Origin of the sequence: Lentzea californiensis, assembly GCF_024648825.1 — a bacterium.
Classification (GTDB): domain Bacteria; phylum Actinomycetota; class Actinomycetes; order Mycobacteriales; family Pseudonocardiaceae; genus Lentzea; species Lentzea californiensis.
Genome location: NZ_JANBBE010000006.1, coordinates 362,250 through 376,827 on the forward strand (window position 1 = coordinate 362,250; position 14,578 = coordinate 376,827).

The following is a 14,578-nucleotide window of genomic DNA, read 5'->3' on the forward strand; positions in this document are numbered from 1 at the left end:
GCCCTGGTCAGACCTGCTTCTCGCGCTCCCGCCAGACCCGGACCGCGAACCCGCCGAACACCCCGAGGACCACGCAGGCGCCGGCCGCGACGAGCACCACGGAGGACGTGGTCACCCCGGCCATCACGAAGAGCAGGCCGATCACGTGCAGCGCCAGCAGTCCGCCGACGACCATGGTCCGGTGCGGCACCTTGGGCGCCGGGCGGGTGAGCTTGGCGGCCAGCTTCGGGTCGTCCTCGGCGAGACGGCGCTCGATCTCGTCCAGTTCCTGCTGCTCGTGGTCCGGCAGTTTCACGTCCGGTCCTCCCGCTGGGTTGCTCAGGGCTTCACCAGAGTCAACGCACGGGACCGGCCAAGGTTCCCGGTCGCACGTGACTGTCACGCTGCACATCGGTCCGGCAGCGGCGGACGCTACATTCCGCAGTAGATCCTTCGTCGTCGGAAGAGCCCCATGATCGATGTTCTGCCCACGGTCCTGACCGTGCTCGCACTCGCCGCCGCCGCGTGGTCGGTGCTGCTGATCGCACTCAACACGCCGTTGCTGCCGCTGAAGAAGTTGTCCTGGACCCTGGTGGGCGGCCTCGCGGTGCTGGAACTGGGCCTGCTCGTCCAGGCCGTCGCCGGCATCGTGTCGATGCTCGGCACCGACCGCGACATCGAGCGCTGGTCGTTCGTCGGCTACCTGCTCGGCCCGGTCGTGATCCTGCCCGTCGCGGTCCTCTGGTCGGCCGCCGAACGCACCCGGTGGAGCGCCGGTGTGCTGGTGGTGGCGTGCCTCAGCGTGCCGGTGATGATCCTGCGCCTCGGCCAGATCTGGGCAGGCCATGCCTGACACGCGCCAGGGCCCCGGCCGGATGCTGATCACCGTCTACGGCGTCTTCGCCCTCGCCGCCACGTCCCGTTCGGCCGTGCAGATCGCCGGCCGCTTCTCCGACGCACCCGTCGCGTACGTGCTGTCGGCGTTCGCCGCCGTCGTCTACGTGCTGGCCACCATCGCCCTCGCGCGCGACAGCCGCCGGACCGCGTACGTCGCGTGCTCCGTCGAACTGGCCGGCGTGCTGCTGGTCGGGGCGGCCAGCCTCGTCGTACCGCGGGCGTTCCCGGACGCGACCGTGTGGTCGTCCTTCGGCATCGGCTACGGGTTCGTGCCGCTCGCGCTGCCGGTCCTCGGCCTGTGGTGGCTGCGGAAGACCGGCTCGTCCAGGTAGACGCCGCCGAAGTGGGCCGCCGTCCACAGTGCACGACCCGTGCGTAGCTCTGGGTGTTCTCTGTGAATGCGCCGGCGCGGCCGTGGCCGGGAGCGGATTTTTCCGGGTTCTCACAGGACTTCCCAGGGAACGGTCAGGCCGGGTGGCGAGGCTCGGTCCCATGACGATGATCGACGTGCGGGGGCTGACCAAGCGGTACGGCCTCGACACCGTGGTGGACGACCTGTCGTTCACCGTGGAGGCCGGCCAGGTGACCGGGTTCCTCGGGCCGAACGGCGCGGGCAAGTCCACGACCATGAAGATGATCCTCGGGCTGGCCGCGCCCACCGGGGGTTCCGTCACGGTCGGCGGACGCCGCTACCGCGACCTGCCCGTGCCGCTGACCGAGGTCGGCGCGCTGCTCGACGCGGGTGCCTTGCACGCTGGGCGAAAGGCCCGCGACCACCTGCTGGCGCTCGCCGCCGGCAACGGCCTGCCGCGGCGCCGGGTGGACGAGGTGCTCGCCAGGACAGGGCTGGACAGCGTGGCGCACAGGCGTGCGGGCGGGTTCTCGCTGGGCATGCGGCAGCGGCTCGGCATCGCGGCGGCGCTGCTCGGCGACCCGCGGGTGCTGATCTTCGACGAGCCGGTGAACGGGCTCGACCCCGAGGGCATCCGCTGGATCCGCGACTTCATGCGTTCCCTGGCCCGCGAGGGTCGCGCGGTGCTGGTCTCCAGCCACCTCATGAACGAGATGGCGCAGACCGCCGACCACCTGGTCGTGATCGGCCGCGGCAGGCTCATCGCCGACACCGGCGTGGACGAGTTCCTGCGCGGACGTGGTGAGGGCACGGTGCTCGTCCGCACGCCCGAACCCGCGGAGTTCGCGCTGCGGCTGACCGCGACCGGCGCCACCGTGCGGGAAGGACCGGACTCCTCTCTGGTGGTCACCGGTCTGGCGAGCGAGGAGATCGGCAAGCTCGCCGCCTACCACGGCACCGTGCTCGGCGAGCTCACCCCGCAACGGCCTTCGCTGGAGGACGCCTTCATGGAGCTGACCCAGGACAGCGTCGAGTACCACGGGGTGACCGCATGAGCGCGCGAGTGGTGTTCTTCGGCCACGCCCTGCACGCGGAATGGGTCAAGCTGCGCAGCCCGCGGTCCACTTGGTACACACTGGCGTGCCTGTTCGGCGTCGGGATCGGCATCACGGTCCTCGCGACGGGCCGCGCGGGCGAGGTGTACGGGAGCGCGTCGGCCGCCGAACGGCTGGCGTGGGACCCGACCGGGCGCAGCCTGACCGCGTACCTGGTCGCACAGCTGGTGATCGGCGTGCTCGGGACGCTGGTCGTGACCTCCGAGTACGCGACCGGGCTGGTGCGGACGTCGCTGGCGGTCACGCCGCGCAGGCACCGGTTGCTGGCGGCCAAGGTGGTGGTGGCCGCCGTCGTCGCCGTGGTGGCCGGCCAGGTGCTGATGTTCGCGTGTTTCCTTCTGGGCCAAGGGCTCTTCGCCTCTCAGGACGTGCCGCACGCGCGGCTCGGCGACCCCGGTGTGCTGTCCGCCGTCGTGGGCGGCGGGCTCTACCTCGCGGCGATCGCCGTGCTCGCGATCGGTCTCGGCACGATCATGCGTGCCACGGCGGGCGCGCTCACCACGCTGGTGGGCATCGTGTTCCTGGTGCCCGCCCTGGCCGGTCTGTTCCCGTCGTGGTTCCAGGGCCTGCTCGACTTCTGGCCGTCGCAGGGCGCCGCGGCGGTGTTCGCGACGGTGCCGGATCCCGCCTACCCGCATCCCTGGCTGAACCTCGGCGGCATGTGCCTCGGCATCGCCGTCGTGCTGGCCGCCGCCTTCGTCGTCTTCCACCGGCGTGACGTGTGATGGTGACGCGGCGGGACGTGGGACAGGGCGTGGCGGCGGCGGTCGCGGCTTGGGGAGCCATGGCCGCCACCGCCGCGGCCGGGGTGCTGCTCCTCGACGCCGGCCGGTTCGGCGGGTTCGGCCGGCTGACGGCGGCGGTGGTCACCATGGCCGTGGGCGGCTCGGCCGAGTTCGGTGCCGTCCCGGCGGGTGGCACGCCGGTCGCCTTGAGGGGCAGCGTCGACGTGATGCCCCTGGGCGTCGCGGTGGTCGGCGCAGTGGTGCTGGGGTGGTTGTTGCTGCGGCACCGGGACGGGCTGCTCGTGCGTGGCACGGCGGCGGCCGTGGCGTTCCCGGCCGGCGCGGTGGCGGTCGCGTTGGCGGCGCGGGGCGAGGTGACACCGCCCGGTGCGGCGGCGGCGGGTGGGATCTCCGGTGTCTGCGGGCTTCCCGCGATCGGGCCGTTGGGCCGTGGCAGGTCCGTGGACGCGCTCAGCGTCGGGTTCTCCGTTCCCGTCTGGCCGGTGCTGGCCGGGGCGGTGGTCTGGGTGCTCGCCGTCGTCGGCGTGTGCTGGCTGGTCGTGCGGTTCCGGATCGCCGCGCGTGGTGCTTTGTGGACGGTGGGCGGGCTCGGTGCGGCGTGCCTGCTCGTCGCGTGGGCGTTGGGCGGTCCGGCGGCGGCGGGTGGTGTCCTGTTCTTGTTGCCGCACATCGTGTTCGGCGTGTTGTCGCTGGGTCTTGGTGTGCCGTGGACGGTCAGTTCGGACGGCGCGCTGGCGTGCGTCCTCGACGGTGTCGCGCCACCGTCGCCGGGTGGACCGCTGACGTGGGTGGCGGCTGCCGTGCTGCTGGCCCTCGGCGTTCTGACCGTCCGGCGCGGTCGTCCGCTGCGCCGGGCCGCGTGGCTGGGCGCGGTGGTGGGTGTGGCGCTGGGAGGCCTGGCGCTGGTGTCGCGCGTGTCGGTGCGGCTGGGCATCGGCGCGTTCGGGTTCTCGGTGCCGGTGCTCGACGCGGGGCTGGCGGCGAACCCGCTGGCCGCGCTGGCGCTGGGAGGGGCGGGTGGTGCCGCGGCGGGTCTGCTCGCCGGGGGGCTTCTCAGGTTGGCGTCCGTATCGTGGCCCGCGTGGAGGGATCGGGCCGGGTGACGACGCTGCTGGTGGTGGACGACGAGGCCACGGTGCGCGAACTGCTGTCGGCGACGCTGCGCTTCGCGGGGTTCCAGGTGACGTCCGCGGCGACGGGCGCGGAGGCGGTCGCCGCGGCCGTCGCGGAACCGCCCGATCTCGTGCTGCTCGACGTGATGCTGCCCGACGTGGACGGGTTCGAGGTGGTCCGGCGGCTGCGCGAGCAGCGCGCGGAGGGGCGCCGCGGACCCGTGCCCGTCCTGTTCCTCACCGCCAGGGACCGCAAGGCGGACAAGGTGACCGGCCTGTCGCTGGGCGCCGACGACTACGTGACCAAGCCGTTCGACCTGGAGGAGCTGATCGCCCGGATCCGGGCGATCCTGCGCCGCACCTCCGGTCACCGGGAGGGACTGCTGAGGGCGGGCGCGCTCGCGCTCGACACAGAGGGCCACCGGGTGACCAGGGCCGGGATGCCCGTCCGGGTGTCGCCGACGGAGTTCCGGCTGCTGCGCTACCTGATGGAGAACGCCGGGCGCGTGGTGTCCAAGACGCAGATCCTCGACCGGGTGTGGCGCTACGACTTCGGCGGCGACGCCGGCATCGTGGACACCTACATCTCGTACCTGCGGCGCAAGGTCGACGCCGAGGACCCGAAGCTGATCCACACCGTGCACGGCGTGGGGTACGTGCTGCGGGACCCGGCGTGCTGAGCAGGTTCTCCCTGCGCACCAGGCTGTTGCTGCTCACCGCGAGCCTGCTCCTCGCCGGGCTCGGCCTGGTCGGTGCGGTCGTGTCCGACCAGCTGGAGCGCTACCAGCTGGACCGGGTCGACGCCCAGCTGCGGTCGCTGGGCGAGATCCTCTCGCGGGTGCCCGCCGCCGGGCCGCCCGGCGCCGTCGGTTCCACGCCCCGGCCCGACCTCCTCGACCCCGCCCTGCGGCTGATCGGCGCTCCGTACCTCGTGTACTTGGGTGCGGACGGCACCGTGGCGGGCGGCCTGCACTCCAGCCGCCTGGACGGCGCCTCCCTGCCCGGTCCCGGCGCACTGCGCACCGTGCCCGCCAGCGGCGAGCCCGTCGACCTGCGCGCCGCGGACGGCTCGGGGCGCTGGCGCGCGACCGCGCGGCCGGCCACCGGGTGGGACGGGGTGGTCGTCGTCGCGGCATCGCTGGCCGAGGCGGACGCCACCACCGCCCGGCTCCGGACGACGAGCCTGGTCAGCGGTGCGGTGCTGCTCGCGCTGCTGACGGCGGTCGGCTGGTTCGCCCTGGGGCGGGGCCTGCGGCCGCTGCGCCGCATCGAGCACACCGCCGCCGCGATCGCCGACGGCGACCTCACCCGGCGCGTCCCCCTGCTCGCGGCGCCCACCACGGAGGTCGGGCACCTGGCGACCTCGCTCAACACGATGCTCGGCCAGCTCGAACGAGCCTTCGCCGACCGGTCCGCGGCCGAGGCCCGCATGCGGACGTTCCTCTCGGACGTGAGCCACGAACTGCGCACGCCGTTGTTCGGCATCAAGGGTTCGACCGAGCTGTACCGGATGGGCGCGATGCCCGAGCGCGCCGACGTGGACGAGGCGATGCACCGCATCGACCGCGAGGCCACCCGGCTCACCAGCCTCACCGAGGACCTGCTCCTGCTGGCCCGGCTGGACGAGGCGCCGGAGGCCCAGCTGGACCCCGCCCCGATGGACCTGCGCACCCTGGCCAACGACGCCCGGCACGACCTGCGCGGCCTCGACCCGTCCCGCCCGGTCGAGCTCACCGGACCCGGCGGCGCCGGACCACCGGGTCCCGCACCCGTGCACGCCGACGAGGACGCCTTGCGCCAGGTGGTCACCAACCTGATCGGCAACGCCGCCACGTACACCCCGCCGGGCTCCGCGGTCCGGATCGGCGTGGGCACGGCGAACGGCCGCGCGGTGCTGGAAGTGGCCGACCGCGGTCCCGGCCTGCCCGCGCACCAGGCCGCCCGCGTCTTCGACCGCTTCTACCGCGCCGACCACTCGCGCACCCGCGCGGACGGCGCCAACGCCGGACTGGGCCTGGCGATAGCCCTCGCCCTGGCCCGTGCGCACGACGGGACCGTCGAGCTCGACACGAAGCTGGGCGAAGGCGCCTGCTTCCGCCTCGTCCTGCCGCCGCTCGACCGGCAGTGATCAGGAACAGGCAGTTCCCGCCGGCTTCGGCGCGATGTCGCAGGCGAACTCGGGCAGGACCGCGCGGTGCGCCCCGCTGTTCGCCGCGGCTGGACGAGGAGAGGGGACGCCCGCGTCCCAGGACGGCAGACGGAGCAGGCGGGACCCGCTCGTCACCGGCGGCGAACGGAAGGTCATCCGGTGGTCGCCGATCCAGATCGTGTCCCCGTCGTGCACCACGGCGCTGTCCACGGGGATCCGGTTGAGGTAGGTGCCGTTGAGCGAGCCGAGGTCCGTGAGGACGACCACGCCGCCCTCGCGGCGCAGTTCCGCGTGCTGCCGGGACACGGTGATGTCGTCGAGAACGACTCCGCAGCCACGATCACGCCCGATGACGACGACCGGCTCGGTCAGCGCGACGGTGACCGGCTCGTGCCCCGCGATCGTCAACGACGGCGTCGCGACGCCGGTAGGCCCTGTCTCCGTGGCTTCACCGATCATGCCGTGCTCCCCGCGGTTCGCTTTCTGGCACTCTCCACGTTCGAGTGCCAAGTGTAGTCGGCGACGACCGGCTCCCGGTGGATCGGGGTTGACCCTCACACGGTGTCAGGGCCGAAGGTGATCAGCCAGACGATCCAGCCGCCACCAGACCACCGGGAAACACATGATCATCGACAACGTCTCGTTTCCCGGCGGCCGGCACTGTGAAACCACCGCTCTCGGCGCACTGCTGCACCACGCGGGCGTCGAGATCTCGGAGCCGATGTCGTTCGGCCTCGGCGAAGGCCTGGGCTTCGTCTACTGGGACGCCAAGCACCTGGACTTCCCGTTCCTCGGCGGCCGCGTCAAACCGATGGCGATCACCCGGACCGCGGCCGACCGGCTCGGCCTCACGCTGCACGTCCAACAGACGGCCTCACCGCGCAAGGCGTGGCAGAACGTCACCACCGCGCTCGCCGAGGGACTACCCGTCGGCCTGCAACTGGATTCGTACCACCTGGACCACTTCACCGAGAAAGTCCACTTCGGAGGCCACTTCGTCGCCCTGTACGGCTACGACGACGAGCACGCCCTCCTGGTCGACACCGCGCAGCAGGGCGGTGCCGTGAAGACCACGCTGGCAAGCCTGGAACGAGCCCGCGGCGAACGCGGACCGATGACCACCCGCAACCTCTCCTACACCGTCACCGGTTCCGGCAGCCGGCCCGACCTGGCCGCGGCCGTCCGGACCTCCATCACCGCCAACGCACAGGCCTTCCTGAACCCGCCCATCGCGAACCTCGGCCACCGCGGCATCGGCAAGGCCGCCCGGCAGGTGCCGCGGTGGCTCGACCGCTCCGGCGACCCGGCCCGCGACCTGCCGCTGGCCGGGACGCTGATGGAGCGCGGCGGCACCGGAGGCGCTCTGTTCCGCACCATGTACCGCGACTTCCTCGCCGAGTGCACCGAGGTCGTGGACGACGACAACCTGCGTGTCGGTCATCAGCTGTACACCGAGATCGTTCCACTGTGGACCGAAGTGGCACGCCTCATCACGGCCGCCGGCCGAACAGGGGACCAGGAACCGCTGACCCGCGCCTCAGAGATCCTCTTCGACCTCGCGGACCGGGAACGCCGTGCGATGCAGGTCCTGGCCGGGATCACAAGCTCGGCGTGACCTCGCGGAGACAACTCGAAGACCACCCCGGTCTTTCGCGATAAAACCGCGGCACCGACCACGAAGAAGTCCCGAAGATTCACGTTCATGAACAGGAAATAGTCCTTTCAAGGACCTCGGCGGCCGCGTCCTGTTCACAAGTATGACCATTACGAATTCGTCGAACGAGCCGGAGATCAATTCGACGCGCGCTGACCTGTCCATTCGATCCATTCGACTTCGAGCGACCACCGAACTCGACAAATCTTGCCGTTGACCAGCACTTGGAGTGCCTCCTAGCATCCGATGAGAAATGGCCTCACCTCCGGCCAGAACTCTTTCTCGCTCAGTGTTGGAAGCGGAGTCCCCATGGGAATTTCAGAACAGCCTGCCCGCCTGGCGAGAAAACGCCGCGTGCGCGCTGGACTGGTGTCCGGAGGCGCGGTCGTCGCGCTGGTCACCACGCTCGCGGCCTGGCCGAGCACCGCCGCACTCGCCAACGCGGCGGCGGGCACGTACGTGCTGAAGAATGCCGGCAGCGGGCAGTGCCTCGACGCGGGGACGAGCCCGGCGAGCGGCACGCAGCTCCGGCAGCAGGCGTGCGCCGGCCAGGCGTGGGTGCTGACCGAGGTCAGCGGCGGGTTCCGGATCACCGCGGGCGACCTGTGCGTCGGCGTGCGCGATGCGTCGACCAGCGCGGGCAAGCCGGTCCAGCTGGAGACGTGCAACGGTGCCGGCAGCCAGGTCTGGGCGCTCACCGCCAGCGGCAGCAACCACCGCCTGGTCAACGCCAACGGCGGCAAGTGCATGAACGTCAAGGACAACGCCACGACCGCGGGAGCCTTGGTGCAGACCAACTCCTGCGATGGCGCGGCCACCAAGCAGTGGACTCTCGCACCGGCCGGTGGCGGGCCGACCAGCACCACGACGTCCACCACCACCACGACGTCCACCACCACCACGACCACCACCACGAGCGTGCCGCCGTCCGACGCGCTGTACGCGTCGCCGACCGGTCGTGACGCCGCTTCCGGCACGCTTGCGGACCCGACGACGCTGACGTCCGCACTTACGCGGGTGGCGACCGGTGGCACGATCTTCCTGCGCGGTGGCACGTACAGCTTCTCGCAGACCGTGACGATCCCGCCGACCAACAACGGCACGGCGAGCGCGCGTAAGAAGCTGACGGCCTACCAGGGCGAGAAGCCGGTGCTGAACTTCTCGGCGCAGGCCGAGGACCCGGCCAACCGCGGCCTGGCCGTGAACGGCTCGTACTGGCACGTCCAGGGCGTCATCGTCGAACGGGCCGGGGACAACGGCATCTTCGTGGGCGGCAGCAACAACATCTTCGAACGCACGATCACCCGCTTCAACCGCGACACCGGCCTGCAGCTCTCCCGGATGCTGTCCACCACGCCGAAGGAGCAGTGGCCGGCCAACAACCTCATCCTCGGCGCGGAGTCGCACGACAACGCGGACTCCGACGGGGAGGACGCCGACGGGTTCGCCGCCAAGCTCACCTCCGGACCCGGCAACGTGTTCCGCTACTCGGTGGCGCACAACAACATCGACGACGGCTGGGACCTCTACACCAAGTCGGACACCGGCCCGATCGGCGCCGTCACCATCGAGGACTCCCTGGCGTACGAGAACGGCACGCTGAGCAACGGCGGCCAGGCGGGCAACGGTGACCGCAACGGCTTCAAGCTCGGCGGCGAGGACATCGGCGTCAACCACGTCATCCGCCGCACCATCGCCTACGACAACGGCAAGCACGGCTTCACCTACAACCGCAACCCCGGCACCATGACCGTGTCGAACAACCTCAGCATCGACAACACCGAACGCAACTTCTCCTTCGACGCGGGCAGTTCTGTCTTCCGCAGCAACACGTCCTGCCGCAGCGGCAGCGGCAGCAACGACAAGACCGTCGGGAACGCCGACACCTCCAACCAGTTCTGGGCGGGGACCAACGGCTCCCGGTGCGCCTCCTACACCGGCGCGCTCGGCTGGTCGTTCGCCTCCGACGGCAAGCTCGTCGTCACCCTCGGGGGCAGGACCGTCGCACTCTGACCCACCACACCGCCGCCACCTGAACCAGGCCGGGCCCGCACGTCAGCCGCGCGGGCCCGGTCTGGCCGTGTCACATGCCGGCCGGGGGGAGCTGCGGCCCGCCGTTAAATGGTTGGTGACCGGCGGAAGCGACCTGCAGGATGAGTCCCGTATCGATGGACCGGTTCGAGCGGAGACACAGTGGTCGGCACCATCCGTGAGGCACACGAGGACGACTGGCCGCAGATGTGGCCGATCATCCAGGACGTCATCACCGAAGGGCGGACCATCCCCTACGACCCCGCCCTGAGCGAGCACGACGCCAAGCTCATGTGGCAACTGCCCGCACCGGCGCGAGTGGTCGTCGCCGCCGACGAGCACAAGGTGGTCGGCACCGCGAACATGTACGCCAACCGCCCAGGCCCCGGAAACCACGTCGCTTCCGGCACCCTGATGGTCGCCGAGGCGGCACGAGGCGCCGGAGTGGGCCGAGCCCTCACCACCGACATGATCGACTGGGCCCGGCGGAGCGGGTTCGCGGCCCTCCAGTTCAACGCCGTCGTCGACACGAACACCGCTGCCGTCCGCCTTTACGAAGATCTCGGGTTCGTCACGCTCGGCATCGCCCCCGGAGCGTTCCGGCATCCCGCGCGAGGAATGGTCGGTCTGCGCATCATGTGGCTCGACCTGTGACAGAACGGCCCATCAACGCCGTTAATGCTCCCATAGGACTTCCCACTGGTTCGATCATCCCGAACCGCCGACCGGCGCACTCCTCCCATGGTTCGATCAAGGTTTCGCCGAACGCGGTAGTGGAGCACGGATGCCGATTCAGTTCTTGGGGAACCACGCGATCCCGCCCGAGGTGACGGTCGCGGCCTCCAACAGGGGGTTGGGCCAGGCCAAAGCGGTGCACCGGGTGCCGCACCGGGTGGGCACCGAAGAGGAGGCCGCGAAGGAGAAGAGCGCCGAGATCCGCCACGGCCTGCTCGTCTTCGCCGCGATCGCCAGCCCTCTGACGATCGGCCTGCTCCTCTGGTGGGCCACCGGGATCGCCGGCCTCGGCATCGGAGTGGCCGTGGCGCTGACGCTCGTGGCCTGGGGCGTGAGCGTCCACGTCATGGATCGGGACGACGACGACGGCGACGAGAACCGCGAACGCGTCTACGTGTTCAGTGAGGGTTTCGTGCTCCCGCCGCGGGACGGGGCTCCCGCCCGCGCGTTCACCTGGGATGAGGTCGAGGCGATCCACTGCTTCGTGACCGACAACTACGTCGCAGGCCGGCTCGTCATCACCGTCCACTCCTACCGGCTCGTGCTGGCGGACGGCGAACTGGTCGTCTTCCGGGGCACCGAACAGCCGGACAAGGTGTCGGCCACCGACATCCTGCAACTGGGTCCGTTGCTGCAGAAGGAGATCTTCGAGCGGCGGCTGCCACCGGCGGTCGAAGCGATCAACGCGGGCCGGACCGTCACCTTCGGCGCGCTGGCCCTCTCCGCGACCGGCATCACCACCCCGGCCGGTCTCGCGCCGTGGGACACGGTTCGAGACCTCTCCACCAGCGCGGGTCACGTGGTCATCACCGCGGCGGGTGGCAGGCCGGGGAGCTACGCGATCGGCGACATCCCCAACTTCGAGGTGTTCTGGACGTTGGCGCAGAACCTGTACGCGCAGAACTGACCACGGCGAGCAGCCGACCTCGCTGCCACCGCCGCCGAACTGGTCATCCGGGACTCGGACTGAGCGTCCGCGCGGCTCTGCGCACGAGGTCCGCGGCAACGCCCGGATCGTCGTGCTCCACCACCGGGAAGCCCGCTCCCTGCTCGCCCACCCACTTCAGCTCGATGCCGGGGTTGTGCACGTCGTAGCCGTCGGCGAAGAACAGGTGCGGGCTGCCCTGCACGGCGTCGCGGCAGGCCCGGTAGTCGCGCATCATCGGGCCGCGGGCCCTGCCGTCGTCCAGCGCCTCGCCGAGCGCGCGGGCGTCCACGTGGGGGCAGCCGCCGGCGATGTCGAGGATCTCGTGCCGCAGTGAGATGCACCTGCTGTCGCGGAAGAACGCCACCCGCAGCGCCATGTCGAGCTCTTCCGCGGCCTCGGGCGACTGTTCCTTGGCGGCGTGCACCGCCTCGTTCGCCGGCGCGGTCGTCACCGGCCACTCCGACGGGTCGGCCTGCCAGGTCTTCCACCCCATGTCCGGCTCCAGCGCGCCCACGACCGGGATCTCGGAGTCGAGGAACTTCTTCGGGATCGGGAAGGAGTTGACGTCCTCGAGCAGGAAGACCCGGTGGTCCAGGTGCACCTGACCGGCCAGCCCGAGCTCGGCGCGGGCCCTCAGCAGGCGGGCGATCAGCACCGTCGACCACGCGCACGCGATGTCGGTGTAGACGACGATCGTTCCCTCTCGCACCTCGGGTCGCGGCACGACCTCACCTCCGGCGGGTCAGGCGACGTCCAGGACGGTCTTGAGCCAGCCGTCCTCGCGCCGGTCGAAGGTCTCGTAGGCCTCGATGGCGTCGACCGGGTCCTCGTGGCGGGTGATGAACGCCGTGGGGTCGACGGTGCCGCTGACGACGAGATCGAGCAGCTTCGGCAGATAGCGGCGGTGGTTGCAGTTGCCCATGTTCAGGGTCAGGTTCTTGTTCATCGCCTCGCCGATCGGGAAGCGGTCGAACCCCGCCGGGTAGACACCGATCACGCCGATCGTGCCCGCCTTCGCGACGGCCTGCACCGCCCACCGCAGCGCCAGGCTCGGCGCGTTGCCCGGCACCCACTGCTCGCCCTGCGGAGCCGCGTCCGGTGCCGCCTGCGACCGTTCCTGCTCGAACTGCCCCGCCTGCTGCTCGTACTGCTCGGCGGCCGGTCCGCGTGCCGGGCGCTGCGCGTCCACGCCGACGGCGTCGATCACCCGGTCGGCGCCGACGCCGCCGGTCAGCTCCTTCACCAGTGCCACCGGGTCCTCGACGTTGAAGTCGATGGTCTCGGCGTTCTGCTCACGCGCCTTGTCCAGGCGCGACGCGATGCCGTCGACCACCAGCACGCGTCCGGCGCCCAGCCGCTTGGCCGAGGCGATGGCGAACTGGCCCACCACACCGGCGCCCAGCACCAGCACGGTGTCGCCGTCGCCCACCTCGGCGAGCTCGGCGCCGAACCACGACGTCGGGAAGATGTCGGACAGCAGGATCGCCTGGTCGTCGCTCACCGCGTCGGGAACGCGCACCAGCGTCGTCATCGCGAACGGGATCCGGGCGTACTCGGCCTGCAGGCCGTCGACCGGGCCGGTCATCTCCGGGCCACCGAAGAAGCACGTGCCCGCCGACGGGCCGTTGGGGTTGGCCGTGTCGCACTGCGCGAAGTACCCGGCACGGCAGTACGAGCATGTGCCGCAGCCGACGGTCGAGGTCACCACCACCCGGTCGCCAGGCGTGAACCCGCGCACCGCGGGGCCGACCTCCTCGACCACGCCGACCGCCTCGTGGCCGAGGATCGTGCCCTGCACCATGCCCGGCATGGTTCCGCGCACCATGTGCAGGTCGGTACCGCAGATCGCGCTACGGGTGATCCGCACGATCGCGTCGGACGGTTCCAGGATCTTCGGATCGGGCACGGTGTCCAAGCGGATGTCACCGATGCCGTGCCACACCACTGCCTTCACTGCGCTTCCCCTCGTTCGCCGGCGTCCTCCTGGGCGAGTTCCCGCTGCGGGGCCGGCAAAACACGGTCCACAGTGGAGTGTCGCGTCAGCCCGCCGGCCAGGCGATGGTGGACAGCAGCGCCAGCTCGGCCTGGCGGGAGTCGAGGCGGCTGTGCTGGACGACGACCGGGACGTCGCTGTGCAGCACCGTGGCGAAGTCGGTGTCGCGCGGGATCGGTTCCGGGTCGGTCAGGTCGTTGAACCGCTGGTGCCGCGTGCGTCGTGCGGGGACCGTGAAGCGGTAGGGGCCGGCCGGTTCCCTGTCGGTGAAGTAGACGGTGATCTCCACCTGCGCGTCCGTGCCGGACGCGTTGAGGATGCACGCGGTCTCGTGGCTTTCCAGGGCTGGGCCTTCACCGTGGCCGCTGCCGGGGATGTGCCCCTCCGCGATCACCCAGGTGCGTTGTCCCAGTGCGTTCTGCAAAATGGCTCCTTCAGCTGATGGTGGCGAGCAGGTCCCGGCAGGCGGTCTCGCACGCGCGGCAGGCCTCGGCGCAGATCCGGCAGTGCTCGTGCATGTTGGCGTGCGACCAGCACTCGTCTCCACATGCCTTGCACGCCACCGCACACGCCTCCAGCAACGCCCGGCTGATGTTGGCGTCGTAGGCGGTGTGCCGTGACAGGACCCGCGCCGTGGCGCCGCAGATGTCCGCGCAGTCCAGGTCCGTGCGGATGCACTTCGTCAGCTCCGCCACCGAGCTTTCGCTCAGACATGCGTCGGCGCACGCCGTGCACGCCTCGGCGCAGGCGATCAACGCGTCGATCGCCGCTGCCAGTTTCCCCCTGTCCACGTTGATCTCCGCCGGGTAGCTCTCCAGCATCGGCAGCGTCGTCGTGGTCACGTCAGCCCTCCTCGGTCGGCATCGCTCCCGTCACGGCTACCCCGG

The 14,578-nt window shown here is 71.0% G+C and carries 17 protein-coding genes; 11 read left to right on the top strand and 6 right to left on the bottom strand.

Annotation, left to right across the window (positions count from 1 at the left end):
* Nucleotides 1-7: 7 nt before the first annotated feature.
* Nucleotides 8-295, bottom strand: coding sequence for a DUF3040 domain-containing protein (locus LX88_RS23755; protein WP_258950012.1), 288 nt, complete (start codon nt 293-295; stop codon nt 8-10).
* Between the two features lie 156 nt (nt 296-451).
* On the opposite strand from LX88_RS23755, the gene LX88_RS23760 reads away from it, so the two are divergent.
* The 7 genes from LX88_RS23760 (at nt 452) to LX88_RS23790 (ending at nt 6,329) form a co-directional block, all read left to right on the top strand.
* Nucleotides 452-832 carry a hypothetical protein gene (locus LX88_RS23760; protein ID WP_258950013.1) on the top strand — a complete coding sequence of 127 codons (381 nt, stop codon included), beginning with the start codon at nt 452-454 and terminating at the stop codon, nt 830-832.
* Nucleotides 825-1,208: a hypothetical protein gene (locus LX88_RS23765; protein WP_258950014.1), complete on the top strand. Its 384-nt coding sequence runs from the start codon at nt 825-827 to the stop codon at nt 1,206-1,208. The genes LX88_RS23760 and LX88_RS23765 overlap by 8 nt, the downstream gene beginning before the upstream one ends.
* 166 nt (nt 1,209-1,374) lie before the next feature.
* Complete coding sequence (locus LX88_RS23770; protein ID WP_258950164.1) at nt 1,375-2,283, top strand: ABC transporter ATP-binding protein; 909 nt, start codon at nt 1,375-1,377, stop codon at nt 2,281-2,283.
* The gene (locus LX88_RS23775; protein WP_258950015.1) at nt 2,280-3,068 is read left to right on the top strand and encodes an ABC transporter permease; all 789 of its coding nucleotides are present in this window, start codon (nt 2,280-2,282) and stop codon (nt 3,066-3,068) included. Before LX88_RS23770 ends, LX88_RS23775 begins: the two co-directional genes overlap by 4 nt.
* Before the next feature lie 2 nt (nt 3,069-3,070).
* Nucleotides 3,071-4,192 (top strand): streptophobe family protein, encoded by a 1,122-nt coding sequence (locus tag LX88_RS23780; RefSeq protein WP_258950016.1) that lies wholly within the window; start codon nt 3,071-3,073, stop codon nt 4,190-4,192.
* Complete coding sequence (locus LX88_RS23785; protein WP_258950017.1) at nt 4,171-4,881, top strand: response regulator transcription factor; 711 nt, start codon at nt 4,171-4,173, stop codon at nt 4,879-4,881. The genes LX88_RS23780 and LX88_RS23785 overlap by 22 nt, the downstream gene beginning before the upstream one ends.
* A complete protein-coding gene (locus tag LX88_RS23790) occupies nt 4,875-6,329 on the top strand; it encodes a sensor histidine kinase (RefSeq protein WP_258950018.1) in 1,455 nt (484 codons plus the stop codon). The genes LX88_RS23785 and LX88_RS23790 overlap by 7 nt, the downstream gene beginning before the upstream one ends.
* Here the strand turns inward: LX88_RS23790 and LX88_RS23795 are convergent, their stop codons facing one another.
* A complete protein-coding gene (locus tag LX88_RS23795) occupies nt 6,330-6,809 on the bottom strand; it encodes an FHA domain-containing protein (protein WP_258950019.1) in 480 nt (159 codons plus the stop codon). It lies immediately after the preceding gene.
* A gap of 163 nt (nt 6,810-6,972) precedes the next feature.
* Here LX88_RS23795 and LX88_RS23800 point away from each other — a divergent pair, with 163 nt between their 5' ends.
* From LX88_RS23800 to LX88_RS23815, 4 genes are all read left to right on the top strand, one after another.
* Entirely contained in the window at nt 6,973-7,965 is a 993-nt protein-coding gene (locus LX88_RS23800) for a BtrH N-terminal domain-containing protein (protein WP_258950020.1), read from the top strand.
* A gap of 348 nt (nt 7,966-8,313) precedes the next feature.
* On the top strand, nt 8,314-10,017 hold the full coding sequence (locus LX88_RS23805; protein WP_258950021.1) for an RICIN domain-containing protein: 1,704 nt from the start codon (nt 8,314-8,316) through the stop codon (nt 10,015-10,017).
* Nucleotides 10,018-10,197: 180 nt separating this feature from the next.
* Nucleotides 10,198-10,689 (top strand): GNAT family N-acetyltransferase, encoded by a 492-nt coding sequence (locus LX88_RS23810; RefSeq protein WP_258950022.1) that lies wholly within the window; start codon nt 10,198-10,200, stop codon nt 10,687-10,689.
* Nucleotides 10,690-10,819: 130 nt separating this feature from the next.
* Nucleotides 10,820-11,677: a DUF6585 family protein gene (locus LX88_RS23815; protein ID WP_258950023.1), complete on the top strand. Its 858-nt coding sequence runs from the start codon at nt 10,820-10,822 to the stop codon at nt 11,675-11,677.
* A 43-nt stretch (nt 11,678-11,720) separates the two neighbouring features.
* Here LX88_RS23815 and LX88_RS23820 read toward each other — a convergent pair whose 3' ends face one another.
* The 4 genes from LX88_RS23820 to LX88_RS23835 all read right to left on the bottom strand — a co-directional run bounded on the left by LX88_RS23820 (nt 11,721) and on the right by LX88_RS23835 (nt 14,533).
* Complete coding sequence (locus LX88_RS23820; protein WP_258950024.1) at nt 11,721-12,422, bottom strand: DsbA family oxidoreductase; 702 nt, start codon at nt 12,420-12,422, stop codon at nt 11,721-11,723.
* Between the two features lie 18 nt (nt 12,423-12,440).
* The gene (locus LX88_RS23825; protein ID WP_258950025.1) at nt 12,441-13,652 is read right to left on the bottom strand and encodes a zinc-dependent alcohol dehydrogenase; all 1,212 of its coding nucleotides are present in this window, start codon (nt 13,650-13,652) and stop codon (nt 12,441-12,443) included.
* Between the two features lie 85 nt (nt 13,653-13,737).
* The gene (locus LX88_RS23830; RefSeq protein ID WP_258950026.1) at nt 13,738-14,115 is read right to left on the bottom strand and encodes a sensory rhodopsin transducer; all 378 of its coding nucleotides are present in this window, start codon (nt 14,113-14,115) and stop codon (nt 13,738-13,740) included.
* Between the two features lie 10 nt (nt 14,116-14,125).
* Nucleotides 14,126-14,533, bottom strand: coding sequence for a four-helix bundle copper-binding protein (locus tag LX88_RS23835; protein WP_258950027.1), 408 nt, complete (start codon nt 14,531-14,533; stop codon nt 14,126-14,128).
* Nucleotides 14,534-14,578: the final 45 nt, after the last annotated feature.

Bases quoted from the DNA above. Each gene is read 5' to 3' on its own strand.
- LX88_RS23760 (WP_258950013.1), top strand. From the start codon at position 452: ATGATCGATGTTCTGCCCACGGTCCTGACCGTGCTCGCACTCGCCGCC.
- LX88_RS23765 (WP_258950014.1), top strand. From the start codon at position 825: ATGCCTGACACGCGCCAGGGCCCCGGCCGGATGCTGATCACCGTCTAC.
- LX88_RS23770 (WP_258950164.1), top strand. From the start codon at position 1,375: ATGATCGACGTGCGGGGGCTGACCAAGCGGTACGGCCTCGACACCGTG.
- LX88_RS23775 (WP_258950015.1), top strand. From the start codon at position 2,280: ATGAGCGCGCGAGTGGTGTTCTTCGGCCACGCCCTGCACGCGGAATGG.
- LX88_RS23795 (WP_258950019.1), bottom strand. From the start codon at position 6,809: ATGATCGGTGAAGCCACGGAGACAGGGCCTACCGGCGTCGCGACGCCG.
- LX88_RS23800 (WP_258950020.1), top strand. From the start codon at position 6,973: ATGATCATCGACAACGTCTCGTTTCCCGGCGGCCGGCACTGTGAAACC.
- LX88_RS23805 (WP_258950021.1), top strand. From the start codon at position 8,314: ATGGGAATTTCAGAACAGCCTGCCCGCCTGGCGAGAAAACGCCGCGTG.
- LX88_RS23815 (WP_258950023.1), top strand. From the start codon at position 10,820: ATGCCGATTCAGTTCTTGGGGAACCACGCGATCCCGCCCGAGGTGACG.